Origin of the sequence: Actinomadura terrae (assembly GCF_022751215.1) — a bacterium.
Classification (GTDB): Bacteria; Actinomycetota; Actinomycetes; order Streptosporangiales; family Streptosporangiaceae; genus Spirillospora; species Spirillospora terrae.
Genome location: NZ_JAICDG010000002.1, coordinates 1718973 through 1744789, shown reverse-complemented (window position 1 = coordinate 1744789; position 25817 = coordinate 1718973). Strand labels below are relative to the sequence as shown.

General features: G+C 73.7%; 23 protein-coding genes and 1 riboswitch. Of the genes, 10 read left to right on the top strand and 13 right to left on the bottom strand.

All coding sequences use genetic code 11. The features are described 5' to 3' along the window. Positions 1-41: 41 nt before the first annotated feature. Positions 42-941, bottom strand: coding sequence for a ribokinase (locus K2F47_RS17955; protein WP_242904882.1), 900 nt, complete (start codon positions 939-941; stop codon positions 42-44). Positions 942-1004: 63 nt separating this feature from the next. Then, positions 1005-1223: riboswitch (cobalamin riboswitch) on the top strand. 145 nt (positions 1224-1368) lie between these two features. On the opposite strand from K2F47_RS17955, the gene metE reads away from it, so the two are divergent. Further along, on the top strand, positions 1369-3624 hold the full coding sequence (metE, locus tag K2F47_RS17950; protein WP_242904880.1) for a 5-methyltetrahydropteroyltriglutamate--homocysteine S-methyltransferase: 2256 nt from the start codon (positions 1369-1371) through the stop codon (positions 3622-3624). Here metE and K2F47_RS17945 read toward each other — a convergent pair. Continuing rightward, a complete protein-coding gene (locus K2F47_RS17945) occupies positions 3614-4516 on the bottom strand; it encodes a LysR family transcriptional regulator (RefSeq protein ID WP_242904878.1) in 903 nt (300 codons plus the stop codon). The genes metE and K2F47_RS17945 overlap by 11 nt on opposite strands. 98 nt (positions 4517-4614) lie before the next feature. Here K2F47_RS17945 and K2F47_RS17940 point away from each other — a divergent pair, with 98 nt between their 5' ends. The 6 genes from K2F47_RS17940 to K2F47_RS17915 all read left to right on the top strand — a co-directional run bounded on the left by K2F47_RS17940 (position 4615) and on the right by K2F47_RS17915 (position 9939). Beyond that, positions 4615-5451, top strand: a complete 837-nt coding sequence (locus K2F47_RS17940; protein ID WP_242904876.1) for an inositol monophosphatase family protein — start codon at positions 4615-4617, stop codon at positions 5449-5451. Between the two features lie 29 nt (positions 5452-5480). Beyond that, on the top strand, positions 5481-6449 hold the full coding sequence (locus tag K2F47_RS17935; RefSeq protein ID WP_242904874.1) for an aldo/keto reductase: 969 nt from the start codon (positions 5481-5483) through the stop codon (positions 6447-6449). 82 nt (positions 6450-6531) lie between these two features. Continuing rightward, positions 6532-7191, top strand: coding sequence for an ABC transporter ATP-binding protein (locus K2F47_RS17930; protein ID WP_242904872.1), 660 nt, complete (start codon positions 6532-6534; stop codon positions 7189-7191). Next, positions 7170-7871, top strand: a complete 702-nt coding sequence (locus tag K2F47_RS17925; RefSeq protein WP_242904870.1) for an ABC transporter substrate-binding protein — start codon at positions 7170-7172, stop codon at positions 7869-7871. Before K2F47_RS17930 ends, K2F47_RS17925 begins: the two co-directional genes overlap by 22 nt. Further along, positions 7868-8506, top strand: a complete 639-nt coding sequence (locus tag K2F47_RS17920; RefSeq protein ID WP_242904868.1) for an NADPH-dependent F420 reductase — start codon at positions 7868-7870, stop codon at positions 8504-8506. The genes K2F47_RS17925 and K2F47_RS17920 overlap by 4 nt, the downstream gene beginning before the upstream one ends. Before the next feature lie 8 nt (positions 8507-8514). Further along, complete coding sequence (locus K2F47_RS17915; RefSeq protein ID WP_242904866.1) at positions 8515-9939, top strand: amidase family protein; 1425 nt, start codon at positions 8515-8517, stop codon at positions 9937-9939. Here the strand turns inward: K2F47_RS17915 and K2F47_RS17910 are convergent. Together K2F47_RS17910 and K2F47_RS17905 are read right to left on the bottom strand one after the other, a co-directional pair. Further along, positions 9924-10790 (bottom strand): alpha/beta fold hydrolase, encoded by an 867-nt coding sequence (locus tag K2F47_RS17910; protein ID WP_242904863.1) that lies wholly within the window; start codon positions 10788-10790, stop codon positions 9924-9926. The genes K2F47_RS17915 and K2F47_RS17910 overlap by 16 nt on opposite strands. After that, positions 10787-11536 (bottom strand): class I SAM-dependent DNA methyltransferase, encoded by a 750-nt coding sequence (locus K2F47_RS17905; protein ID WP_242904861.1) that lies wholly within the window; start codon positions 11534-11536, stop codon positions 10787-10789. The genes K2F47_RS17910 and K2F47_RS17905 overlap by 4 nt, the downstream gene beginning before the upstream one ends. A 46-nt stretch (positions 11537-11582) precedes the next feature. On the opposite strand from K2F47_RS17905, the gene K2F47_RS17900 reads away from it, so the two are divergent. After that, positions 11583-11969: a VOC family protein gene (locus K2F47_RS17900; RefSeq protein WP_242904859.1), complete on the top strand. Its 387-nt coding sequence runs from the start codon at positions 11583-11585 to the stop codon at positions 11967-11969. 83 nt (positions 11970-12052) lie between these two features. Continuing rightward, positions 12053-13477: a pyridoxal phosphate-dependent decarboxylase family protein gene (locus tag K2F47_RS17895; protein ID WP_242904852.1), complete on the top strand. Its 1425-nt coding sequence runs from the start codon at positions 12053-12055 to the stop codon at positions 13475-13477. A 26-nt stretch (positions 13478-13503) separates the two neighbouring features. Here K2F47_RS17895 and K2F47_RS17890 read toward each other — a convergent pair whose 3' ends face one another. The 7 genes from K2F47_RS17890 to K2F47_RS17860 all read right to left on the bottom strand — a co-directional run bounded on the left by K2F47_RS17890 (position 13504) and on the right by K2F47_RS17860 (position 22623). Next, positions 13504-14283: a YggS family pyridoxal phosphate-dependent enzyme gene (locus K2F47_RS17890; protein ID WP_242904843.1), complete on the bottom strand. Its 780-nt coding sequence runs from the start codon at positions 14281-14283 to the stop codon at positions 13504-13506. 59 nt (positions 14284-14342) lie between these two features. Next, a complete protein-coding gene (locus tag K2F47_RS17885; protein ID WP_242904833.1) occupies positions 14343-15914 on the bottom strand; it encodes an FAD-binding oxidoreductase in 1572 nt (523 codons plus the stop codon). A 230-nt stretch (positions 15915-16144) separates the two neighbouring features. After that, complete coding sequence (locus K2F47_RS17880; RefSeq protein WP_242904831.1) at positions 16145-16654, bottom strand: lytic polysaccharide monooxygenase auxiliary activity family 9 protein; 510 nt, start codon at positions 16652-16654, stop codon at positions 16145-16147. Positions 16655-16981: 327 nt separating this feature from the next. Continuing rightward, positions 16982-17233, bottom strand: a complete 252-nt coding sequence (locus K2F47_RS17875; RefSeq protein ID WP_242904830.1) for a hypothetical protein — start codon at positions 17231-17233, stop codon at positions 16982-16984. Positions 17234-17259: 26 nt separating this feature from the next. Then, positions 17260-19623 carry a hypothetical protein gene (locus tag K2F47_RS17870; RefSeq protein WP_242904828.1) on the bottom strand — a complete coding sequence of 788 codons (2364 nt, stop codon included), beginning with the start codon at positions 19621-19623 and terminating at the stop codon, positions 17260-17262. A gap of 34 nt (positions 19624-19657) precedes the next feature. Next, on the bottom strand, positions 19658-21259 hold the full coding sequence (locus K2F47_RS17865) for a peroxidase family protein (protein WP_242904826.1): 1602 nt from the start codon (positions 21257-21259) through the stop codon (positions 19658-19660). A gap of 2 nt (positions 21260-21261) precedes the next feature. Then, positions 21262-22623 (bottom strand): cytochrome P450, encoded by a 1362-nt coding sequence (locus tag K2F47_RS17860; RefSeq protein ID WP_242904824.1) that lies wholly within the window; start codon positions 22621-22623, stop codon positions 21262-21264. Positions 22624-22848: 225 nt separating this feature from the next. Between K2F47_RS17860 and K2F47_RS17855 the strand changes: the two genes are divergently transcribed. Beyond that, positions 22849-23847 carry an acyl-CoA desaturase gene (locus tag K2F47_RS17855; RefSeq protein WP_242904822.1) on the top strand — a complete coding sequence of 333 codons (999 nt, stop codon included), beginning with the start codon at positions 22849-22851 and terminating at the stop codon, positions 23845-23847. A 37-nt stretch (positions 23848-23884) separates the two neighbouring features. On the opposite strand, the gene K2F47_RS17850 is transcribed toward K2F47_RS17855, so the two are convergent. Both K2F47_RS17850 and K2F47_RS17845 read right to left on the bottom strand, forming a co-directional pair. Then, positions 23885-25414: a solute symporter family protein gene (locus K2F47_RS17850; RefSeq protein WP_242904820.1), complete on the bottom strand. Its 1530-nt coding sequence runs from the start codon at positions 25412-25414 to the stop codon at positions 23885-23887. Continuing rightward, positions 25411-25701: a DUF485 domain-containing protein gene (locus K2F47_RS17845; RefSeq protein ID WP_242904818.1), complete on the bottom strand. Its 291-nt coding sequence runs from the start codon at positions 25699-25701 to the stop codon at positions 25411-25413. The genes K2F47_RS17850 and K2F47_RS17845 overlap by 4 nt, the downstream gene beginning before the upstream one ends. Positions 25702-25817 lie beyond the last annotated feature (116 nt).

Sequence of the window (25817 nt, the reverse complement as noted above, 5' to 3'; positions counted from 1 at the left end):
CCACGTCACGCGCGCGAACGGCTCCTTCGAGCATATCAAGATCAACTACGGTCGAGCAGGGCGTCGACGTCGGCGGTGCGGGGCAGCGAGCCCTGCGCGCCGCGCCGGGTCACCGCGAGGGCGCCCGCCGCGCACGCCCGGCGCGCGGCCGCGCGCAGCGGCAGGCCCGCCGCGACCCCGACGGTCAGCGCGGCGCAGAAGGCGTCACCCGCGCCGACGGCATCGACGGCCGGGACGGGGAACGCCGCGACCCGGAACTCCCCGTCGGTGTCGGCCCCGGCGGCGCCGTCCGCGCCGAGCGTCACGACCACCCGGTCGGGGCCCAGCCGCCGCAGCTCGGCGGCGGCTCCGTCCCCGCCCAGCGCGGCCGCCTCGCTCTCGTTGACGATCAGCAGGTCCACCAGCCGCAGCAACCGGGCCACCGGCGCGTCCACGACCGGCGGCGCGGGCGCCGCGTTCAGCACCACGAGCATGCCGCGCCGCCGCGCCTCCTCGGCGGCGGCCTCGCACGCGTCCACCGGGATCTCCAGCTGCATCAACAGCGCGTCAGCGTCCGCCACCGCGTCCCGCACGCCGGGCCCGAGCGCCGCGTTCGCACCGGGCGCGACCGCGATCGCGTTCTCGCCGTCCGGTCTGACCATGATCATCGCGAGGCCGGTCGCGGTCCCGGGGGCGACGCCCACGCCGGACGCGTCGACGCCCTCGGCGGCGAGGGCCGCGCGCAGCTCCGCGCCGTGCGCGTCGTCGCCCACCAGCCCGGCCATGCGGACGGCGGCGCCGAGCCGCCGCGCGGCGACCGCCTGGTTCGCGCCCTTCCCGCCGGGCCCGGGCACCGCCTCGAAGCCCAGCACGGTCTCGCCGCACCCGGGCAGCCGGGGGACGGTGACCGTCAGGTCCATGTTGACGCTGCCCACCACCAGCAGCCGCACCGGCTCAGCCATCGCGTCGATCCTGTGTCCCCTCCGGCCCGAAGTCAACGAGGGTGCGATCCCGCCGCGTGTGGTTAGACTCGGATTCGTGGATGGTTCGCCCGCCCCGCACAGGGGCGAGCGTCGCAAGAGGGAACCCGGTGCGAATCCGGGACTGCCCCGCAGCGGTGAGCGGGAACGACCGCCGTCAACACGCACTGGGCCACGCGGCCTGGGAAGCGACGGCCAGTAGGACGCTTCCTCAGGGAAGCGGCGCCCGCGAGTCCGAAGACCTGCCTCCACCCGCGCGCCGCCCGGCGCGCGGTGGTCTGCGGCCTCGCGGGAGGGCCGGCGGCGCGCACATCAGGCGGGTGTCTTGTGGGGGGCGACCCCCACGCCCCCGGAACCGCTCCGTCTCCCCTTCGCGTCTCCGCATTGTGGCTCAGCGAGGGAAGCTGCCATGAACACGACGATCCTCGGATACCCGCGCATCGGTGAGCGGCGCGAGCTGAAGTTCGCCACCGAGGACTACTGGGCGGGCCGCATCGACGCCGCCGCCCTGGAGCAGACCGGCGCCGACCTGCGCGCCCGGACGTGGCGGACGCTGCGCGACGCCGGGCTCGACGCGGTCCCGTCCAACACGTTCTCGTTCTACGACCAGGTGCTCGACACGAGCGTGCTGGTCGACGCCGTCCCGGACCGCTACCGGCACCTGTCCGGCCTCGACCGGTACTTCGCGATGGCGCGCGGCGCGCGGGACGTCCCGGCGCTGGAGATGACCAAGTGGTTCGACACCAACTACCACTTCATCGTCCCGGAGATCGGGCCCGGCACGCGGTTCCGGCTGGCCGACGGGCCCGCCGCCAAGCCGATCACGGAGTTCCGGGAGGCCAGGAAGCTCGGCGTCGAGACGCGTCCGGTGCTGGTCGGGCCGCTGACCTACCTGCTGCTGGCCAAGCCCGCGCCGGACGCGCCGGACGGGTTCCGCCCGCTCGATCTCCTGGACGACCTGGTCGAGGTCTACGCGGAGCTGCTGGAACGGCTGTCGGGCGCGGGGGCCACGTGGGTGCAGCTCGACGAGCCCGCCCTGGTCGCCGACCGCAGCGATGAGGAGATCGCGGCGCTCGCCCGCGTCTACCGGCGGCTCGGCGCGCTGCCCAGCCGGCCGCGCCTGCTCGTGGCCACCTACTTCGGGACGGTCGACGCCGCGTCGCTGCGCGCCCTGGCCGGGGCCCGCGTCGAAGCCGTCGGCCTGGACTTCGTCGCGGGTCCGGAGAACCTGGACGTGCTCGCCTCGGTCGCCGGGCTGCCGCGCACGACCGTCGTCGCGGGCGTCGTGGACGGCCGGAACGTGTGGTGCGCCGACCGGCGCCGGGCCAGGGCGACCTGCGCGGCGCTGCTCGGGCTCTGCGACCGGGTCGTCGTGAGCACGTCGTGCTCGCTGCTGCACGTCCCGCTCGACCTGGACGCGGAGGAGGCGCTCGCGCCGGACGTCCGGGAGCGGCTCGCGTTCGCCCGGCAGAAGGTCGGCGAGGTCGTCGCGCTCGGGCGGGCGCTGCGCGAGCACGTCCCGGGCGACGTCGACGAGCGGCCCCGAGCGGCGGCCGACCCCCGCGTCCGCGAACGCCTGGACGGGCTCGCGAGCGGTCTCGCGGAGGCGCGCCGGGGCGATCGCGCCGCGCGCTTCGCCGCCCAGCGGGACGCGCTCGGCCTGCCCGAGCTGGCGACGACCACGATCGGGTCGTTCCCGCAGACCGGGCGGATCCGCCGGGCCCGCGCCGACCGGCGGGCGGGGCGGATCACCGCCGATGCCTACACCGCGGCGATGCGCGAGGAGATCGCGCAGGTCATCGCGTTGCAGGAGGAGCTCGGGCTGGACGTGCTCGTGCACGGCGAGCCCGAGCGCAACGACATGGTCCAGTACTTCGCCGAGCAGCTCGACGGGTACGCCGCGACCGGGCACGGGTGGGTGCAGTCCTACGGGACGCGCTGCGTCCGGCCGCCGATCCTGCACGGGGACGTCGCGCGGCCGCGGCCGATGACGGTCGAGTGGGCGGCCTACGCGCAGTCGCTGACGGACCGTCCGGTGAAGGGCATGCTGACCGGGCCGGTGACGATGCTGGCCTGGTCGTTCGTGCGCGACGACCAGCCGCTCGCGGACACCGCCCGGCAGGTCGCGCTGGCGCTGCGCGAGGAGGTCGCCGACCTGGAGGCCGCCGGGATCGGGATCATCCAGGTCGACGAGCCCGCGCTGCGCGAGCTGCGGCCGCTGCGCCGCGCCGACCAGGACGCCTACTTCGACTGGGCGATCGGCGCGTTCCGGCTCGCGACCTCGGGCGTCGCGGACGCCACCCAGATCCACACGCACATGTGCTACGCGGAGTTCGGCGAGATCATCGAGGCGATCGGCGCGCTGGACGCGGACGTGACCAGCGTCGAGGCGGCCCGGTCGGGGATGGAGCTGGTCGCCGACCTGAGCGCCGCCGGGTACGCGAACGGGATCGGGCCGGGCGTCTACGACATCCACTCGCCGCGCGTCCCGTCGGCGGAGGAGATGGAGGAGAACCTGCGGCGCGCGCTGCGGGCCGTGGAGCCCGGACGGCTGTGGGTGAACCCCGACTGCGGGCTGAAGACCCGCGCCTACCCGGAGACGGAGGCGTCGCTGCGGAACCTCGTGACGGCGGCGCGCCGCGTCCGGGAGAGCCTCACCCGCTGACGCGGGCGTAGAAGGCGAGCGCCTCGCGGATGCGGGCGCGCAGCCACGCGTGCGCCCGGTCGTTGTCGTAGCGCTGGTGCCAGGCCAGGACGATCGGCACCGGCGGCAGGTCGAACGGCAGCGGCCGGGTGCGGAGCCCGAGCATGCGCAGCGTCGGGCGGCACATGCGCTCGGGCACCGCGACGACCAGCTCGCTCCGCGCTACCAGGTACAGCGCCGCCGTGCTCGTCGGCACGGACGCGACGACGCGGCGGCGCAGCCCGGCCTCCTCCAGCAGGCGGTCGACGGGGTCGCGGAGCCTGCCCCGCCGCGACACGAGGACGTGGTCGGCCGCGGCGAACCGCTCGGGCGTCAACTCGCCCTCCCCGGCCGGGTGGCCGGGGCCGAGCACCGCGACGAGCCGGTCGTGCCCGACGGTCGCGTGGGTGATCTCGGGCTGGTCGGGCTCGGCGGCGCCGATCTCCAGGTCGACGCGTCCGTGCCGCAGGTCGCTCGTGTCGCCGGGCGCCTCGCCGAGCAGCCGGACCGCGACGCCGGGGGCCTCCTCGCGGACGGTGGCGAGCAGGTCGGGGCCGATCGCCGTCATGACCGCGTCGTGCCCGCGCACCGCGAAGACGCGCGCCAGGCTCGCGAGGTCCAGCTCGCGTTCGGGTTCCAGCACGCCGCGCGCCCGCTGGACGAGGTCGTGGACCTCGCCGCGGATCGCCAGCGCGTGCGGTGTCGGGATCATCGTCCGGCCGGTGCGGACGAGGATCTGGTCGCCGGTGATGCGCCGGATCCGGCCGAGCGTGCGGCTCATGGCGGGCGCGGACAGGTTCAGCCGTTCGGCCGCGGCGGCGACGCTGTTCTCTTCCAGCAGCGCGTCCAGCGCGGTCAGCAGATTCAAATCCAAGTGCACCAGAGTAAATCTACGCCTACCAAACATGCACTGGCCATCAGCTATGACCGCTCCTAATGTCGAGCTCACCGAGCCGAACGAAGGAGTGGGACATGCGGATCGGACAACCGGCGGCGGCCGAGACGGCCGCCGTGTACGAGGCCGACCGGGCGCTCGTGGAGCGGGTCGCGGCGGCGGTCCAGGCGGCCGGCGAGTACCTGGCCGGACGCTTCAGCGAGGTCGTCCACCTCGACGGACGCGACGAGGTCGTGGCGGAGATCCACGCCAACGACGAGGCGTCGCTCGCGATCCTGCGGCCGGAGCTGGCGCGGCTGCGCCCGGGCGCCGGCTGGGTCGAGGACGAGCTGGAGGGCGGCCCGCTGCCGGACGGCGAGTGGTGGGTGACCGACCCCGTGGAGGGCAACGTCAACCACGTCCACGGGATGACCGACTGGGGCGTCACCGCGACGCTGGTGCGCGACAACGTCCCCGTCCTCACCGCCGTGCACCTGCCGCTGAGCGGCGAGACCTACACCGCCGTCCGGTCGGGCGGCGCGTGGCGCGACGGCGCGCCGCTGCGCCCCTCCGCCAAGCGGCGGCTGGACGGGGCGTACGTCGGCACCGGCCAGGCCAGCCCGGAGGAGACCGCCGAGGACTTCGCCCGCATCGGCGCGTCGGTCCGGGCGATGCTGAACGAGGCCCTGGTCATCCGGGTCTCGGTGCCCGCGACGCTCCAGCTCGTGCACGTCGCGGCCGGACGGATGGACGTGTTCTGGCAGTTCAGCCGGGTGCGCTCCGGCCTGCTCGCGGGCGCGCTGCTGGTCGCGGAGGCGGGCGGCGTCGTCACCGACACGCGCGGCCGGCCGTGGACCCCCGGCAGCCCGGACTTCCTCGCCGCCGCGCCCGCGCTGCACGCCGCCGCCGTCGAGACGCTCTCGACGATCAACTGACCACGCGTCACCGAAGAGAGGAAAGGACCATGCGCACGCTCCCCCTCGGCACGTCCGGGGTCCGGATCAGCGAGTTCGTCTTCGGCGCCGGCTCCATCGGCGGCGTCGGGGCGTCCACCAGCACCCGCGCGTACGGGCTGAGCTCCGAAGAAGGCTTCAAGCGGCTGGACGAGGCGTGGGACCTCGGCATCGACACGATCGACACGGCCGACTCCTACGGCGGCGGCGAGAGCGAGAAGACCGTCGGGCGCTGGCTGCACGACCGGCGTCCCGAGGGCGTGGTCGTCTCCACGAAGGTGGGCCTGATCAGCAGGCCGGACGGGTCGCGCGGCGTGGACCTGACCCGGGGCCACATCGAGAGGCGGCTGGCGCGCAGCATCGAGCGGCTCGGGCACGTGGACCTGTTCCTGTCCCACGTCCCCGACCCGGTGACGCCGGTCGAGGAGACCGTCGAGGCGTTCAGCCGCGCGCAGGAGTCGGGGCAGATACGCGCCTACGGGGTCAGCAACGTGGACCGCGAAATGCTGGAGGGCATTCTGCGGATCGCGGACAAGCGGAAACTGCATCGTCCCGTCGTGGTGGAGAACAGGCTGAACCTGCTCGACCGCACGGACGAGGCCGAACTCCTTCCCCTGGTGAAAGGCGAGGGAATCGGATACACGCCGTTCTCCCCGCTCGCGGGCGGTGTGCTCTCCGAGCGCTATCTGGACGGCAACGCGCCCGAGGCCGGAAGCCGCATCGCGGTCGCCGGAGACCTCTACTACAAGGGCTTCCATTCGCCGGAGAACCTGGCGAAGGTCGCCGCGCTCCGCGACATCGCGTGGGAGTTCTCGACCAGCGTCTCGGGGCTCGCGCTGGCGTGGCTCCGCGACCATCCGGCGGTGACGGCGCCGATCGTCGCGCCGCGCACGTTCGCGCAATGGGGCGCGATTCACGACGCCATGGCCCTGCGGCTGAGCGAGGAGGACCACGCCCGTGTCTCCGACATCTTCGCCTGAACCGGCGACCGTGAAAAGGACGGCGGTACGGCTGCGCGGGGTCGGTAAACGATTCGACGGCGGCGTCGAGGCGGTGAAGAACGTGGACCTTTCCGTGGCGCCGGGCGAATTCGTCTCGATCGTCGGGACGAGCGGCTGCGGGAAGTCGACGCTGCTGCGCGTCATCGCCGGGCTCGTCCCAAGTTCGGACGGCACGGCCGAGGTCCACGGCGAACCGGTCACCGGGCCGCGCGAGGACGTCGGGCTGATGTTCCAGCGGCCCGCGCTGCTCACCTGGAAGACGTCGCTGGAGAACGTGTTACTCCCGATCCGCGTCCACCGCAGGGTGACCGCCGACGACATCCGCGAGGCGATGCGCCTGCTCGCCCTGTTCGATCTTGACGATTTCGAGCACAGCTTCCCACAGCAGCTGTCCGGCGGGATGCAGCAGCGCGTGGCGCTGGCGCGGCTGATGATGACCGGCGCGGGCGTCCGGCTCCTGGACGAGCCGTTCGGCGCGGTGGACGAGCTGACCCGCGAGACGCTGAACCTGCACCTGCTGCGCATCCACGAGCGGACGGAGTCGGCGACCGTCCTCGTCACGCACACGATCGCCGAGGCCGTGCTGCTGTCGGACCGCGTCGTCGTGATGACGTCGCGGCCGGGGACGGTCGCGGCCGTGGTGCCGGTCCCGCTGGAGCGGCCCCGCTCACCGGAGACGGCGTCCCGGAGAAGAGCGGGGTGCGGACGGTCGCCGACCTGAAGGGCAGGAACATCGGCCTCGCCTCACCCGACCAGGACCGCGCCTACCTCACCGCCGCGCTGAGGAAGGCGGGCCTGTCGATCGGCGACGTCGACACGACGACGGTCGGTCCGGGCAGCGCCGCGGTCGCGCGGACGCTGGAGTCCGGGCGCATCGCCGCCTACGCCGGAACGCTCACCGACTTCTTCGCCTTCGACGACGCGGGCCTCCCGGTCCGCGACATCACCCCTCCCGGCCTCGAAGAACTGCCGGCCGGAGGCTACGTTGTCAGGACGCAGACACTCGAGAACAGCGACGTGCCGGTGAGGTTCTTCCGTGCCCTGGCACGGGGGACCTACGCCGGCCTCCAACGCCCGAAGGCGGCCGAGGCCGCCGCGCGGCAGGCGGCCCCCGAAGAGTGGGGCGAACCGGAGAAGGCCAGGGGCCTGCTCGCGGAACTCTCCAGGACCCTCGCCCCGCTCGACGGCCGCACCTTCGGCGAGATCAGACCCGCGCGCTGGTCCAACGCCCAGAACCTCCTCCTCGAATCCGGCGCGCTCGAAAAGCCCGTCGACCTGACCACCCTTCTCGCCACCGACGTCCTCCAGCGGATCAACGACTTCGACCGCGCCGCGACACTGGCCACGGCCGACGCGTGGCTGACCAAGCACACCCCCGCACAACAAGGGAGCGCCCCATGACCAACATCGCCGTACTCGGCTCCGGACGCGTCGGCGGCGTCCTCGCCGCCGGGCTCGCCGGAGCCGGGCACCGCGTCACGATCGGGACCCGGGACGTGCCCGCCACCGCCGCCGCCTTCGCCGGGAGCCCGGTCGCGGTCGCGACCCCCGCCGCCGCGATCGAGGCGTCCTCGGTGGTCGTCAACGCGACGCCGGGCGACAGCGCCCTCGACCGCCTCGCCGCGCTGCGCGGCGCGCTCGCCGGGAAGATCCTCGTCGACGTCTCCAACGCCACCGAGCGCGGGCCGGACGGCGCGCCCGGCGGCCTGCGCTACCCCAACGGCAGCCTGGCCGAGCACCTCCAGCGGGCCCTGCCCGGCACGCGCGTCGTCAAGACGCTCAACACCATGTTGTTCACGGTGATGACCGACCCGCGCGGGCTCGACGTCCCGCCGACCGCGTTCCTGTCCGGCGACGACGCGGACGCCAAGGCGGAGGTCGCCCGGCTGCTCGAAGACCTCGGCTGGCCGCCCGGGTGGGTCCACGACCTCGGCGACGTCACGACCGCGCGGGGGCCGGAGGCCGTCATGCTGCTGGTCCCGGCGATCATGCGCAGCCGCGGTCCGGTCCCGTTCGCCTTCACGGTCGCGTCGTAGGGGGCGAGATGGAAGAACTGCACTGGCTGTCCGCGGTCGACGCCGTCCGCATGCTCCGCGACGGCGAACTGGACCTCGCCGAGTACACCGAGGCGCTGATCGACCGGACGGCCCGGCTGACCCGGCTGAACACCTACGTCACGCACGAACCGGACCGCATCCGGCGGGCGGTCGCGGAGCACCCGCGCGGCGGGCCGCTGTACGGGCTGCCGTTCGCGCTCAAGGACGTCTACGACACGGCGGACCTCCCCACCTCCGCCGCGACCCCGGCGCTGCGCGGCTGGCGGCCCCGCCGGGACGCGCCGCTCGCGCGGCGGCTGCTCGACGCGGGCGGCACGCTGATGGGCAAGCAGACGCTGGGCGAGCTGTCCCTGGACATCACCGGCAACAACCCCGCGTACGGCGCGATCGGCAACCCCTACAACATCGGGCACATCCCGGGCGGCAGCAGCGGCGGCACCGCCGCCGGGGTCGCGGCGGGCCTGGTCCCGTTCGGGCTCGGCGGCGACACCGGCGGGTCGCTGCGCATCCCGGCCGCGCTGTGCGGGTGCGTGGGGTTCCGCCCGACGCACGGGCGCTACGACGGGCGCGGCATGGTCCCGATCTCCTCCACCCGCGACACGGCGGGCCCGATCGCGCGGTCGGTCGCGGACGTGCGGCTGGTCGACGCGATCTGCGCCCCGTCCGGCGCGGACCCGGGCCTCACCGCCGACCTGGCCGGGCTGCGGCTCGGCGTCCCGTCCGCGTTCTTCTACGAGGACCTCGACCCGGACGTCGCCACCGTGACCGAGCAGGCGCTGGCCAAGCTCGCGTCGCAGGGCGCCGTGCTCGTCGAACAGGACGTGCCCCACCTGGAGCGGCTCAACGAGGCGGTCAGCTTCGCGCTCGTCCTGCGCGAGGTGGGCCGCGAGCTGTCGGCGTACCTGTACCAGCACGCGGCGCCGGTGGCGCTGCGCGGACTGGTGGAGGAGGTGTCCACGGAGCACGTCCGCGACGTGCTCGCCTCCGTCCTGGACGAGGACCAGGTCTCCTCCGCCGACCACCGGGAGGCGGTCGCCGTGCACCGCCCGGCGCTGCGCGCGGCCTACGCCCGGTACTTCGCCGAGCACGAGGTGAGCGCGATGCTGATCCCGACGACGCCGCTGCCCGCGCGGCCGCACCGCCCGCCGGGCCAGGACCGGACGGTCGAGCTGAACGGCCGCGCCGCCGACACCTTCCTCACCTACATCCGCAACACCGACCCGGCGAGCAACGCGGGGCTGCCGTGCCTGTCGGTCCCGTCCGGGATGTCGGGCGACGGGCTGCCGATCGGCCTGGAGCTGGTCGGGCCCGACGCGTCCGACGCCCGGCTGCTGGCCGTCGCCGAGGCGGTCGAGCGGGCGCTGCCCCCGCTGCCGCGCCCCGACCTGGCGCCGGTCTACACCGGGAACTGAGCCGCGGCCCCGGCCCTGGCGTGCAACCACTCCAGGGCCGGGACGGCGGAGCGCAGGACGGAGATGTGCCCGTCGTCCGGTACCAGCCGCGCCGTCGCCGCCGGGCAGCGGCGCGCGAGCCACCGGGCATGCGCGGCGGGCGCGATCCGGTCCTGTTCGCCGTGCAGCAGCAGGACGGGCACGGCGACCTCGGACGGATCGAACCCCCACGGCGCGACGTAGGCGAGGTCGTCGTCGACGAGCCCGCCGGGCCCCCGCTCGACGGCCGGGCCGACGACCTCGTCGAACCAGGACCACTCGGCGGCGAGCGCGGCGTGGTCGGCGGGCGTGAACATCTCCGGGTCGAACTCGGCGGCCGCCTCGTGCCGCTCCTTCGCCTCGCGTCCCTGGGCGGCGGCGCGCAGTGAGGCCGCGCCGCCGTCCCCCATGCCCGCGAACCAGTCCAGGCCCGCCGCGTCGAACGGGGCCAGGGCGGCGATAGCGACCACCCCCAGTACCCGGTCTTGCGGAAGCGCGCCGCAGGCCAGGGCGTGGGAGCCGCCGCCCGAGTGGCCCATGACCGCGAACCGGCGGATGCCGAGCGCGTCGGCGACGGCGGCGACGTAGGTGGCCGCGGACGCCACGTCCCGCCCCTGGACGGGGGTCGAGCCTCCGTAGCCGGGACGGTCGTAGGACACCCAGCGGACGTTGAGGCGCTCCGACGCGGCGAACAGCGGGCGGGGCGGCGCCCCGATGTTCGGGGTGCCGTGGTGCCAGAAGACCGTGAGGGCGTCGCCGCCGCCCGGGCCTGTGTCGTAGACGTGGAGGGTGCGGTCGTCGTCCAGCGGCAGGTCGAATTCGGAGACGTTCACGCCGTCTCGCCGGGGGGCTTCTCCCAGACCGAGACGTGGCGGGTGCTCTCGTGGGTGAAGGGGGTGCGCGTCCAGTCCTCCCAGCGGTCGGCGAGGCGGAGCCCGGCGAGGCGCGCCATCAGGTCGAGTTCGGAGGGCCACACGTACCGGAAGGGGAAGCGCCGGAAGACCTCCCGACCGTCCACCACTTCGACGTAGTTCGAGCTCATCTCCTGCGTGGAGGTGTCGTAGAGGTCGAACGCCCACCGGTCGTCCTCCACCCGGAACGGCACGGCCGTCTGGCCGGGCGGGAGCAGCCGCAGGCCCGGGACGCCGACCTCGATCACGAAGCGGCCGCCCGGCGCCAGGTGCGCGGCGACGTTGCGGAAGCAGTCGACTTGCGCGTCCTGCGTCGTCAGGTTGTTGATCGTGTTGAAGACCAGGTAGGCGAGCGTGAACTCGCCCTCGACCCGGGTGGTGGCGAAGTCGCCGATCGTCACGCCGACCGCGTCGCCGCCGGGCTTGGCGCGCAGCCGGTCGACCATGGCCCGCGACATGTCGATGCCGTGCACCGGGACGCCGCGCCCGGCGAGCGGCAGCGCGACGCGTCCGGTGCCGACGCCGAGCTCCAGCGCCCGGCCGCCGCCCGCCAGCCCGGCGAGCAGGTCGACCGCCGGGCCGAGGACCTCCGGCGCGAACATGCCCGCCGACCCCTCGTCGTAGGTCGCCGCGACCGGCTCCCCGAAGTAGCCGTCCTCATCATCCATGATCAGGACCGTACCCGCGCTGAGCACCGCCCTTAAACTGCTTTTCATGCTCAGACTCGGATTCCCCGTCATCGGCGTGACCGACATCCCCCGCGCCGAGCGCTTCTGGACGACCGCGCTCGACCTCGTCTCGACACCGAAGTGGGAGAGCCCGACCTGGCGGACGCTGGAGCACGCGGACGGCTCCGGCCCGGCGCTCGGCCTGATGTACAGCGAGTCGCCCGCCGAGCCGCGGCCCCGCCTGCACCTGGACCTCCTGGTGGACGATGAGGCCGAGCAGGAGGCGGAGATCGAGCGGCTGGTCGGCCTCGGCGCGAGCAGGGTGAAGTGGGAGCTGTATCCGCCGAGGCCGGACTTCGTCGTCCTCGCCGACCCCGACGCCAACCTCTTCTGCGTCGTCGACCTGAGCCGCGCACCGTCCGGCTCGTCCTGAATCCAGGGGGTGGCGCGATTCTGACGATCTTCGTCCGATTCGCGCCTTGTGCGAGGTGAGGCCGGGCCGCGACGATCCTGGTCATGGACGTTTTTCCCACCGGACGTGACTCGTTCGCCCCGCCGACGGACGCGGCGCTGGAGCTGTGGCGGCATGTCGCCGAGCTGTTGGAGGACGAGCGCGAGCGCGTCCCTGACCGGGCGGTCACCCCGCCGGTGGACGTGGCGGCCCTGCGCGCGGCCGTCGCCGCCTACGACTTCGGCGGCCCGGTCCGGGCCGAGACCGTGGTCGACGAGGTCGCGGCGCTGCTGCGGACGGCGACCGTGCACACCACCCACCCCGGCTACTTCGGCCTGTTCAACCCGACGCCGACCCACCTCGGCGTCGTCGGCGACACGCTCGCCGCCGCCTTCAACCCGCAGCTCGCCGCCTGGTCGCACGCCCCGGCGGCGGCGGAGATCGAGGCGCACCTGCTGCGCTTCCTCGGCGGGCGGCTCGGCTACCCCGCCGACTCCGTGGCCGGGTCGTTCACCAGCGGCGGCGCGGAGGCGAACCTCACCGCCGTACTGCTGGCGCTGACCCGGACGTGGCCGGAGTACGGCGCCGCGGGGCTGCGGGCGCTGCCCGGCCGTCCCGTGCTGTACGCGTCGGCGGAGAGCCACCTCGCCTGGCTGAAGATCGCGCACGGGACCGGGATCGGGCGCGACGCCGTCCGGCTCGTCCCGACCGGGCCGTCGCTGAAGCTGGACCCGGGTCACCTCGCCGCCCAGGTCGAGGCCGACCGCGCCGCCGGCGACCTGCCGTTCCTGGTGATCGGCACCGCCGGGACCACCGGCGCCGGGGTGATCGACCCGCTGCCCGAGCTGGCCGACCTGTGCGCCGACCTCGGGCTGCGGTTCCACGTCGACGCGGCCTACGGCGGCGCGGCGGCGCTCTCGGACCGGCTGCGTCCCGCGCTGGCGGGCATCGAGCGCGCCGACTCGATCACGGTGGACGCGCACAAGTGGCTGAGCGTCCCGATGGGCGCGGGCGCGCTGCTCTCGACCGACGCCGAGGGGCTCGCGGAGACGTTCCGGGTCACCACGTCCTACATGCCCGCCGACGTCCACGGCACCGTGGACCCCTACAGCACGAGCCAGCAGTGGTCGCGCCGCTTCATCGGCCTGAAGCTGTTCCTCAGCCTCGCCGTCGCGGGCCGCACCGGATACGCCGAGCAGATCGACCACGACGCGGACCTCGCCGACGCGCTCCGCGCCGGGCTGTCGGACGCGGGCTGGACCCTGCTCAACGACACGCCGCTGCCGGTCGTGTGCTTCGCCGACCCCGCGGACCCGTCCTTCGAGCACCACCAGGCCCTCGCCCGGACGGTCGTCGACGGCGGCAGCGCGTGGATCAGCCCCGTCAGGCTGGACGGGCGTGCCGCGCTACGCGCCTGCGTCATCAGCCACCGCACCACGCCCGCCCACATCAAGGCTCTGATCCAGGCCGTGGACGCGGCCCGAGGCTAGATCGCGAAACTGCTCCGCGCCCGCCTTCAGGAACCCGGCCAGTACTTGGCGTCGGTCGTCGGGCGGGCGCCGAAGATGGCCTGGCCGACGCGCACGACGGTCGCGCCCTCCTCGATGGCGATCTCGTAGTCGCCGGACATGCCCATCGACAGCTCGTCCAGCCCGATCCCGTCGGGGGCGTCCTGGCGGGCCTGGTCGCGGATCGTCCGCAGCGTGACGAAGCACTCCCTGACCCGGTCGGCGTCATCGGTGAACAGCGCCAGCGTCATCAGACCCTTGACGCGGAGCGCGCCGTACTGCGGCAGCCGCGCGAGGAAGGCGGCCACCTCCTCGGGCGGCAGGCCGTACTTGCTCTCCTCGGCGGAGGTGTTGACCTGCACGAACACATCGAGGCCCCGGCCCTCCGCCTGGAGCCTGCGGTCGAGCGCCTCGGCGACGCGCAGGCTGTCCAGCGCCTGGAACTCCGAGGCGAAGGCGGCGACGAACCGGGCCTTGTTCGTCTGGAGGTGCCCGATGACCGACCACGACACGTCCAGGTCGGCCAGGTTCTCGGCCTTGCGCTTGGCCTCCTGCACCTTGTTCTCGCCGAGGACGTCGCAGCCCGCTCGCACGGCCAGGCGCAGCCGCTCCTCCGGGACGGTCTTGCTCACCGGGAGCAGCCGGACCCGCGCGGCGTCCCGTCCGGCGCGCTCGGCGGCGGCGGTCATCCGCGCCCGGACCGCCGCGATGTTGCGGGCGAAGTCCTCGACCGTCGCGGCACCGGGGTACCGCGCCGGACCGGTGGGCTGTGTCGTGTCCTGTTCCATCGCACCTCCTCCCCCCATCGTTCCACCCCCGGCGCGGCGGACGAGGCGGCGGGATGCCCTCAGACCCGGACGGACTGGCGATGGTGGAACACGTTGCGCGGGTCCCACACCCGCTTCGCGTCCTGGAGGCGCGAGTAGTCGGCGCCGTAGTAGAGCGTCGACCAGGGCACCTCGGAGGTGTTCCACACCGGGTCGCTGAGATCGACGTCGGGGTAGCCGATGTAGCAGCCGTCGGTCGGCGCGGCCGCGCTCGCGTACGGGGCGTTCACGGGGACGCCGCCGGTGTCCCGGTACATGTCGCGGTACAGCTCGCGGATCCAGCGCAGCTGGTCGTCGCCGTTCACGGACACGGGCCAGTACACCTGGTGCTGGAGCTTGAGGATCGAGTCGCGCTGCGAGGCGGCGGTCTCCCCGGCGGCGACCCGGTTGATCGCCGAGCCGTAGGAGTCGATCTGGACGACGGCGTCCCGCTTGATCGCGGGATGCTCTCCGGCCAGCGCCGTCCACAGCGCCTCGACGTGCCGCTCGGGCAGCGGCCCGCGCATGTAGGCGGACTTGTGCTTGCCCGCGCGGGTGTTGTCGGTGCCGCCGAAGAGCTTGTCCACCTGGTCCCAGGGCAGCGGCGTCGGCGCGTGCAGGCCGACGAGCGCCGGATACTCGCCGTAGGCGTGGGCCAGCGCGTGCCGCTCGACGCCGAGGTCCTGGCCGATCTCGCGCAGGAACCGGTTCATCAGCTCCTCGGCGTGCGGGATGTCGGCGTCGAGCTGGGCGATCAGGCCGATCGTGTCCTTGCTGCGGTGGGTCAGCAGCAGGATTCCGAACAGCGCGGCGAACGGGTCGTCCTCGCCGCCGCGGTGCCGGTCGAAGAAGCCGCCGTAGTTCGCGATGATCTGGGCGAAGGACTCCCGCTCGATCGAGTTCCACTTCCAGCCGCCCGCCGTCAGCAGGACGTGGCGCGGCGCGTCCGGCAGGTGCCGGAACCACAGCCGCGTCAGCACGCCGAAGTTGCCGCCGCCCCCGCCGGTGTGCGCCCACCACAGGTCGCCGAGCACGCCGGTGCTGTCGGCGGTCGCGGTGACCAGGCGGACCTTGCCCGCGTCGTCCACGACGGCGACCTCGACCGCGTACAGGTAGTCGACGGTGAGGCCGAACTGCCGCGACAGCAGCCCGAACCCGCCCGCCGGGACGTGCCCGCCGACCCCCACCGTGGCGCACGACCCGCCCGGCAGCACCTTGCCGGTCTTCAGGTACAGCTGTTTGCGCAGGTCGGCGTTGGTGGCTCCGGCCTCGATGCAGATCGCGTCCTTCTCCGGGTCGGGGTAGATCCGGTTCATCAGCGACATGTCGATGATCACCCGGACGTCCGGTGAGCACACGAAGTTCTCGTAGCAGTGCCCGCCCGACCGGACGGTGATCCGGTCCCGCACCTCGCCCTCGCCGGAGTCGTGGCCCGCCTCGTCGACCGCCTGCTGGAGCGCCTCCCGGGCCTGCTGCGGGCTGGCGACGAGCCGCACGTACGCCGGGTCGGCGTACCAGCGCGGGTTGTAGCCGCGACGCAGTGCCGGATACCTCGGGTCACTCGGCCCGACCTTGATACCGCCCGGGTCCTCGACGCGCTCCCCCATCGCCATCGCCCCCTGCCGCTCGCCGGACGAACGGCGGCCGCGCTCGGGCCGCCCCGGTCACCCGTGACCTACCGCGAGGGCGCCAAAGCGCAACCCAACACTTTCACCACATTTGCCTACCAACGGAGTGGCATAGGCGAAAACGGACCGGCCTCCAGAACGGGCCGAGGGCCCGTGCGCGCCACTCGGGATTATGGCGTGCACGGGCCCCCGGGTCGTCGGGGTCGCGGCGCGGGTCAGCCGATCTGCACGTCGATGCAGGCGTAGAAGGCGTTGCCCGTGTCGGCGATGTTCCAGATCGCCAGGACCTTCTGGCGGCCGGAGAAGTTGCCGAGGTTGATGGTGTGGGAGACCGTCGCCGGCGGCTGGGCGTTGTTGCCGCTCACATTGCCGACGCGCGTCCCGCCGATGTAGTACTCCCAGTTGGTGGTGCGGTGCCGGGCGGTGAACTTCCAGGTGAAGGTGGTCGACCGGCCGACGGACGCGGCCTTCCAGCCCTTGCTGTCGTCGTTCAGCTCGGCGAAGGCGCCGTTGCCGCCGTTGCAGGACCGCAGGCCCTTGGGGCCCTCGACGCTCTGCGGCTCGTACTTGACCGAGCCGCACTGGACGGTGCCGGCGGCGCACTGCGCCTGGCGGCTCGGCGGGGCGTTGACGTAGCCGTGGGCGCTGGCGGTGCCGGGGAGGGCGACGAGGATGGCGGGAGCGACGGCCACACTTGAGGCGGCGGCGATGAGCCTTTTCTTCATGGGAGCTCCGAATCTCGTGGGATGGCCGCTCGGGCGGCCATGGCGGGGGGCAGTTCTCGGCTCGGTGGGCTCGGCGGGGGGCGGTGGCGGGGCGCGGGCCTCCATGGCGACTCCGGGGCGTGACCAGGGCAAATCTAATAGGAAAGTTTCCTATTCAACCGATTCTCGCTCCGTACCGTTTTGATGTCAATACCGGGTGAATGCCCGGAATCGTTGCGTGGGCGATTCGGGGCACCGTTGGTTTCGGCGCTGACCTGCTGTTCTCTCACGCGATCCGGCTCGCCGCGGCGGCCCGCGATCGGCGCGCGGTCAGCGTTCCTCTTCGGCTCAGCGCTCCTCTTCGGCGAGGAGGTCGGCGTAGACGTGCAGCCGGGTCGCGACCTCGGCGAGATCGGCGGAGGCGACCACGCACGCGGTGATGTGGGCGTTCAGCGTGTCGAACAGCCAGGGCGGCGTGGCCGTGTCCGAGCGCAGCCGGGCGGCGAGCGCGTGCAGCCGGGCGGCGCAGCCGGTGAGCGCCTCGGCGTCGGCGTCGAGGGCCTGCGCGTGGGCCGCGATCGCGCGCTGGTGTGCGGGCATCGGATCTCCCGGGATATCGGGGCCCTCTAGGGGCCTTCGTTGACGTCGGGCGACGCGTCGGGAGCCGTGGCGGGAGCGGCCGGATCAGGGGGCGGGGCGGGGGCGGCCGGGTCGGGGGGCGGGGCGGGGGCGGTCGGGGTCACGAGCCCGGCGGGAACGACCATCGCGGGAGTGGTCGGGGCGGGAAGCGTGAGGGGGACGGGAGCGCCGCGGAGGCTGCGGCGGGAGGGCGAGACCAGGCACAGGATCGGGCGGGCGCCGTCCAGCCCGAGGTCGCGAAGGTGCCGGGCGAGCGGGTGGTCCGTCCGCGCGACGGCGAGCCGGAGCCGGGGGGACGGGTGCGCGCGCCGCGTCCCGCGCCACTGGAGGCTGGAGCGCAGCGGGACGCCGTCCCGGTCGGAGTAGACGACCAGGCCCCGGCCGGCGATCGTGCCGGCCGCCGGGAAGCCGGGCCCGAGCGTGCCGGCCAGCGACATGATCGGCTCGCCGCCGGCGCAGGCCTCCACCCGCGCGGCGCCGAGGCCCGCCTCGACCCGCACCGGGCCGAGGGTCGCCGCGTGCCCGAAGACCTCCTCGGCCACGGCGCGGGACAGTTCGGTGCTCAGCACCACGTCGACGAAGTGGCAGCCCACGCGGTCGGGGCGGGGTGCGCGCGGGAGCAGGGCGCGCCAGGACAGCAGACGCAGAGCGCCCCGGCCGCCGGGCGCGGCGACGACAACGGCGAGGCCGACCTCCGCGTAGGCGCCGAGGTTCGTCCGCCGGTTGTCGGACACGTGGAGCGCGACGACCGCGCGCCCGCCGAGGCGCACGGCGGACGCCTCGCCGCCGAGCAGCCTGGTCGCCGCCAGGACGTCCGCGGTGAAGTAGGCGGTGAGCGCGTACCCGTCGTCGCACCTAACGGGCAGTTCCACCGGCCCGCTCGCGGTCGTCACCCGCGTCGCGGCGGGGGTCACGGCGACGCCCCGGCGCGCGGACTCCGGTACCGGCTCGTCGTCGTAGAGCCGGTAGAGCTGCGAGCGGACGGCCGGGCCGTGGTAGGGACGCAGCCGCGCGTCGATGTGGTCGCGCGCCTCGGGCAGGTCGACCGCGAGGTTGGCGGTGTAGTGCTCGATGGCGTGGCAGGCGGGGAACTCGTGGCTCGGGTCGGTGTAGTCGACCACGTACCAGTCGGGGTGCAGGTCGAAGCAGTTCCCGGCGCCCTGCCCGTCCAGGCTGGGGATGATGTCGTGCTGGTTGGCGACGCTGGCGACCCACGTGCTCTCGGAGGCGGGACGCTTGAAGTCGACCGGCGAGCCGACCACGACCACGTGCGTGACGGTGTAGCGGGACGAGAACGCGGGGTCCTGCGCGAGGCTCATCACCGCCGATCCCCCGGCGCTGTGCCCGACCAGCGCGACCTCGGCCCCCGCGGGAATGCCGTAGTCGGCGATGGCCTTGGCCAGCGCGCGACTGTAGGGCGCGCTGTCGAGCAGGGTGCTGCTGAACGCGCCGAGCAGGTCGCCCGGAGAGTCGTTGTCGGGGTTGCCGGGCCGCATGCCCGGTGCCTGGACGACGTGCCGCTCGACGCCGTCCGGGCCGATGACGGTCTGGATCAGGACGCGCCCGGTGGTGCCGACGACGCCGATGTTGGTGAGGAAGTCCAGCAGCGAACCCGTCTCGCGCAGCCGCTCCCGCTCGGGCGGGTCGGCCTGGACGGGGCGGGCCGCGCCGCCGCCCACGTCCAGCAGCGCGATCGCCAGGTTGCTCACGCCGGTGACCGGGTCGGCGGTGGCGGCGGCCGACCCGCTCGCGATCATCCAGGCGGTGTGGTCGTTCAGCGGGTTCTCGTCCAGCAGCGCGCGCAGCGCGAGGATCTCCCCGAACACCGGCGCGATCGCGGTCAGCGCCCGCGCGGCGCCCCGGTCCTTGACCAGCGCGTACAGGGCCCGCGCGGCCTCGATCTCGTGGTCGGTGGCGACGGCCTCGTTGAGCCGCGCCAGCACCGGGTCGGCGGCCAGCTCGGGGTTGTCGAGCGTGACGGCGGCGATCCGCAGCCGCAGCGAGGTCGTCATGACCGCGACCGCGAGGCTGCGCGCGCCGAGCACGCTGCCGACCTTGGCGCCGACCGTCCCCGCGCGGCCCCCCGCCAGGGCGTAGCCGAGGCCCTTGCGGTTCGTCACCGCGCGCAGCAGGGCCTGCTCCGCGCGCAGCGCCGCCCCGGGGGCCCGGTGCAGGGCGCCCGGAACGGCCCCGGCGGTGAGGGCGCCGGTCGCGTGGACCGACACCTCCCGCATGATCCCCGCGATGTCGGCCAGCTCGCGGGCGGCGGCGCGCAGCGTCCGCGCGGTCTCCGGGTCGGCGTGCGAGGGGCCGGGCCGGGGTGTTTCCTCAGATGGGTCGTCCGTCGTCACCTGTCCTCCTCACCGATGTCGGGGGCCGTGCCTCTTAGAGGGCGCCTCGCCAGGTCATGCTCACGAAACGGGGTCTCGGGTCCTCGGGGATGTTGCGGTGCAGGACGTCCGAGACCGTGCGGGTGGCGCCGATGATCCGCATGCCGAGCGGGGTGAACGTCGCGGTGTTCAGCACGCGCGGCGCCAGCAGCGGGTTGGTGAGCGCCTGCGAGAACGCGTCGATCGCGATGATCTTGGTGAGCAGCGGCGGCAGGATCGCCTTCGCCGACCCGGGCTCCTCGGCGAACAGGCCGACGTAGAGGTCCACGTCGTCGACGCTCTTGTAGAGGTCGCGGAGCGCCTCGCTCACCCGGGGGTCGCCGGAGATCTGCTCGAAGTGCCGGACGCGGGGGAACCGGCAGTGCGCGCGGTAGTCGTTGTAGGGCGCCAGGTCGAGCGCGCGCGAGTGCTCGATGGACGTCCGGTCGACCTCGCGGAGCCCCGGGTCGGTGTTGAACAGGCCGATGCGTCCGGCGCGCTGCTCCGAGGCGTCCTCGAAGAGGCGCCCGAGGCCCGCCTTGGGGATCAGCGGGCCGCCGAACAGCGTGGCGTGCATCGGCAGTTCGGCGTCGCCGACGACGAGCGTGGACGGGATCAGGCTGTGCCAGCGGTAGACGAGGTTGAACTCCACCGACGCCCAGTTCTGCCGGTGCCAGGACGCGCGGGAGAGCATGGTGCCCAGCCGGGGGTCGAGCAGGAAGCGGAAGTGGTAGGGCGTGATGTGGTTGACGTACTCCTCGACCACGAGCCGGATGACCTGCGCGATCACGATGTTGCGCGCGGTCTGGAAGAGGCGCTCGTCGTCCCAGCGCGGGTTCTCCTCGGCGAGCAGGCGCGCCACCCGGTTGTGCTCGCGCAGGAACAGCACCGTGAACATCGTGAAGCCGATCTGCACGTTGCCGCGGTCGCCGCCGGTCGCGAACAGGGTGTCGCGCCGCGCGGTGTCGAGCCGGTCGAAGTCGGCCATGCTCAGCGCCCGGAACTCCGGCTTGATCGCGCCCTGCTCGCACAGGTAGAGCGGGAACTCGCCGCCGTCGACGAGCTGGCTCTTCAGCAGGCCGCCGTCGAAGGCGCGGACGGCGTTCGTCGCCTCCTCGTTCAGCCCGTAGAGGGGGTTGACGTCGATCTCGTGGTTGGAGGAGTTGCGGCGCGGGTCGCGGGGCTCCTTGACGTCGCCGCGGAGGAACCCGTCGGTGAACCATTGGGCGAAGTAGGCGAACAGCACCGTCGAGCGCGGGCACGGGATCATCTCGTCCCCGCGCGCGAACAGGTCGGCGGCCCGCTCCGGAGTGGGCCGGGACCCGGACACCGACGGCACCGGCGGCAGGTGGCGGCCCATGTAGGTGCGGTCGGTGAGCGAGGCCCAGGAGGTGTAGTCGGACCTGGCGCTCAGCGGTTCGGGACGGCCCGGCATCTCGCGGACGGCGCTGTCGATGAGGAACGCGTTGACGCGCCGCCGCACCGGGCGGATCGACTCGGCGAGGCTCCACAGCGGGCGCCCGCGGGTGAGCGCGAGGTAGCGCAGCCGGTTCGCGGCCCCGTCCGTCGCGATGCCGCGTGCTCTGATACGGCGTGGATTCGTAGGGCTGGGCGCCATCCTCACTCCTCTTCCTGGCCGAGGCCGAGCGTGAACCGGTCGGGGAAGACGCCCCGGTCGCGCAGCACCGCCCCCTCCGGGGCCGGGAGCAGCCGCACCCCGGGGCGGCGGAACAGGCGGCGCAGCGTCTCGCAGATCACGGCCGCCCCCGGGTCGGCGCCGAGGCACGCGTGCGGGCCGTGGCCGAAGTGCAGCGACGTGTGCAGCGGCCGGTCGAGGCGGAACGCGTCCGGCGCCGGGACGGCGGTCTCGTCGAACATCGCCGAGGCGACGGCGGCCAGCACCAGCGAACCGGCCGGGACGCGCGTCTCGTGCGGGGTGCCGCGCGCCAGCACGTGGTCGCGCTCGCACGTCCGCGCGATGAGCTTGAGGAACGGGTCGAACCGCAGCGCCTCCCACACGTGCCGGTCGAAGGCGGCGGTGTCCGGCTCGGCCGCCGCCTCGGTGACGGCCTCCCGCAGTTCCGGACGGCCGAGGACCTGCTGCACCACGTGCACCATCGAGCCCGACGCGTTCTCCATGAACCCCAGCAGCAGCCCGGCGACGTTGATGAGGACGCGCTCGTCCTCCAGGGACAGCTCGCGGGGCAGCCGCGTCCGCAGCAGGCGGGACAGGATGTCCTGCGGGGCGCGCGCCGCGTCGGCCCGGATGGCCATCCGGCGCTCGGCGAGGAGCCGGCGGAGGTAGTCCATCATCTCCGCGCCCGCGCTGAGCGAGGCCGCGTGGATGCCCGGGTCGCCGGCGAGGTTGGCGGTGACGTCGGTCATCACGGCCCGCGACCACCGCGACAGCGTCGGCCGGTCGGGGCCGGGGAAGCCGAAGTAGCGGCCGGACACCTCCGCGCAGACGCGCCGGAACAGGCCGCCGACCGCGTCGATCCGGCCGTGCGGCAGCGCGGCGTCGAGCGCGGCGTCAGCGACCTCGGCCACCAGCGCGCGGACGCGCGGCACGTCCTCGGGCGGGAGCATGACCTGCATCAGGCCCTTCTCCCGCCGGTTCAGCGGCGTGGCGTCCCTGGTGAGCATGACCGGGCCGCCGAGCGCGGGGTCGAGGCGCGCCGCGTACCCGGCGACCGTGAACACCTCCCCGCGCGAGAGCACCTCGGTCACGTCGGCGAAGCGCGTCACGACCGTGAACACCGGCGTGACCAGGACGGGACGGCGCGCGCGCAACTCGGCGAACAGGGGCCGCCAGTCGGTGCGCAGCCACCCGGCCAGGAGCGCGAGCGCGTCGGCCGGGTCCTTCGCGGCGGCGGCGTCGTACCTGCCGACATAGCCGTCGGCGGCGGGCTCCGACGCGTCCGCCTGCGCGGGCACCTGCGCGGGCGCGCCCGCGTGCGCGGACGTCTGCTCTGGGGGGTTCATGCGGCGGCGCCTCCACCTCGGGAGTCGATGGGTGCCAGGGCTTCGGGGGACCACGGCAGACCTGCCACGACGCGCGCAGCCGGACGAGCACCAAAGGTAACCAGATTCCCCTCACTTCGCCACATAGAGTAGGAGAACAGGTGCGTAAAGTAACAATTTGTTGGCCTTCAGGCCACTGTTGCGGGACTGGACCGGTGTCGTTCACTCGGGAAAAGAGGAGGCCCTATGCCCTCGCGACAGGGCTGGACGGAACCGGACTCCACCGGCACCGCCGCCGTCTCGGGCGTCCGCCGCGACGCCTACCTGATCACGCTGGTCGTGCTGCCGGTGCTGGCCCTGGCGGCGGCCGTCGTCGCGCTCTGGGGCCACGGCATCGGCCCGGCCGACGTGGCGATCTTCGCGGTCATGTACGCGGTGAGCATCTTCGGCATCAGCGTCGGCTACCACCGGATGCTGACCCACCGCTCGTTCCGCTGCCGCCGCCCGTTATACATCGCGCTCACGCTGGCGGGCGGCCTCGCCCTCGAAGGCCCGGCCTCGCTGTGGGCGGCCGAGCACCGCCGCCACCACAAGTACGCCGACCGTCCCGGCGACCCGCACTCCCCCTGGGCCTACGGCGAGTCGCTGCCGTCGCTGGCGCGCGGCCTGCTGCACGCGCAGGTCGGCTGGTTCTACACCGCGCGGCGGCGCTCCGTCCGCCGGCACTGGGTGCCCGACCTGCTGGCCGACCCCGTCGTCCGGCGGATGGACGCCGCCTACCCCGCCGTCGTCGTGCTGTCGTTCGCGCTGCCCGCGCTGGCGGGCGGGCTGGTCACGGCGTCGTGGGCGGGGATGTGGTCCGCGCTGTTCTGGGGCGGGCTGGTCCGCTACGCCGTCGTCCACCACGTGACCTGGTCGGTGAACTCCGTCGCGCACAGCTTCGGCGAGCGCGCCTTCGACACCCGCGACCGCTCGACCAACGTCCGCTGGGTCGCGCTGCTGACCTTCGGGGAGGGCTGGCACAACTGGCACCACGCCGAGCCGACCTCCGCCCGGCACGGCGTCCTGAAGGGGCAGTTCGACGCCAGCGCCCTGCTGATCCGCGGCTTCGAGCGGCTCGGCTGGGCGCACGACGTGCGCTGGCCCGACCCGGCCCGGCTCGCCCGCAAGCTGACCGACCACCTCGACCCCGAAGCCGAGGCGGCACCGCGCGACGGCCCGTCCGCGCCGCGCCGTTCGGCCTGAGCCAGACCCAGACCGGACGGCGCGTCCGGCGCGAAGATCAGTTCGGGGAGCCGAGGTTCGGCCGCGGGTGCGCCGGGAACGCCCGCCTGGCCAGCTCGTCGTAGGGGTGCCCGGCGGCGTCCGCCCTGGAGCGGGTGGCCACGCTCGCGACCCAGGCGCACAGGAAGCTCACCGGCACCGACACCAGCGCCGGGATCGACAGCGGGAACAGGTGGTCGTCGCCGAGCACGTCCGGGCCGACGGCGACCAGCCCCACCGAGGCCACCAGCCCGCCGAGCAGCCCCGCGACCGCGCCGTAGCGGTTCAGGCCGCGCCAGTAGATGGTCAGGACGAGGACCGGCATCGTCGTGCTCGCGGCGACCGCGAACGCCACGTTGCCGAGGAAGGCGATGTTGAGGTCCTTCGCCCACAGCGCGACGAGGATCGCCACCACCGAGATCCCCACCCCCGCGAGCCTGCCGACGAGCAGCTGCGCGCGCGGTGAGACCTCCCCCCGCTTCAGCACGGAGGTGTAGAGGTCGTGGGCGATCGCGCCGGACGAGGCGATCGCGAGGCCCGCGAGCACCGCGAGGATCGTCACCATCACCACGCTGGCGGTGACCGCGAACAGGAGGTTGCCGCCGAGCTCCTCGGCGAGCCGCGGCGCGGCGAGGTTGCCCGCCTTGTTGTCGGCGACGATCTCGCTCCGCCCCACGAGGTTCAGCGCGGCGTACCCGAAGATCGGGAGGATGAGGAAGAACGCCGCGAAGATCCACATGGCGATCTGGGCGGAGTCGCGGGCGGCGCGCCCGTCCCGGACGGTGAGGAAGCGCACCATGACGTGCGGCAGGCCCATCATCCCGAGCACCATGCCCATCGTCAGCGACACCGTCTCCAGCGCCTCCGTCGTGCCGCCGCGGTGCGGCACGACGACCTTGTCGCCGAAGCGCGCGGCCGCGTCCTGCATGGACCCGACGACGTTGCCGCCGGTCTTCGCCGTCAGCAGGGCCAGCAGCACCAGCATCGTGACGATCAGCACCCCCGCCTTGAACACCTGGATATAGGTGGTGCCGACCATGCCGCCGAGCGCGGTGTAGACCGTCATCAGCACGCCGATGAGCACGACCGCGACCGGGAAGTCCACCCCGAGCAGCAGCTGCGCCAGCAGCCCCGCGCCCACGAACTGGATCACCATGTAGATGACGCTGATGACGAGGGTTGCCGCCGCCATCGCGGCGCGCAGCCCGCGTCCCTCGAAGCGGGCGCCCACCGCGTCGGCGAGCGTGTACCGGCCGAGGTTGCGCAGCGGCTCGGCGATCACCACGAGCATCAGCAGGTACGCGGCCGGGACCCCGACGGCCAGGTAGAAGCCGTTGAACCCGGTCAGCGCCACCGCCCCGGTGATGCCGAGGAAGGAGGCCGCCGAGAGCTGGTCGCCGGCGAGCGCCAGCCCGTTCTGCCAGCCGCCGACCCGGCCTCCGGCGACGTAGTGGTCGTCGGCGTCCTTGTTCTGCCGCGCCGCCCACGCCGTCAGCGCGAGCGTCACCGCGACCAGGATGAGGACGATCAGTACGGCCGTGGTGTTCATCGCCCCTCCTCCCGCTCGTTGCGGAGGGCGTTGCGCCGGTAGGCCATGGCACCGAGGACCGGCGCGACGACGAGCGCCAGGCCGACGATGTAGGCGACGCCGATGCCGTTCACGACCCCGTCCAGCGCGGGGGTGAACGAGGTCAGCACCGGAAACGACATGAACACCAGGAAGGTGACCCCGGCGAGGGTCAGCACCAGGCGCTTGTGCTGCGTGATCCGTGCGTCGTCGAGGGGGTCTCCGGCGTGTTCCGGGCCGGTGGGGCCGGGCTCGCGCGATCCCGTCATGGAGGTCCGCCTTCCTCGGCGCCGCGTGCCGCGCGGGCGCCGTCTGGGGGCACAACGTGCGTTGCGATGCGTCCGGCGCGAGCGTCACGTGCCTGCCCGGCCGGACGTGACGGAGC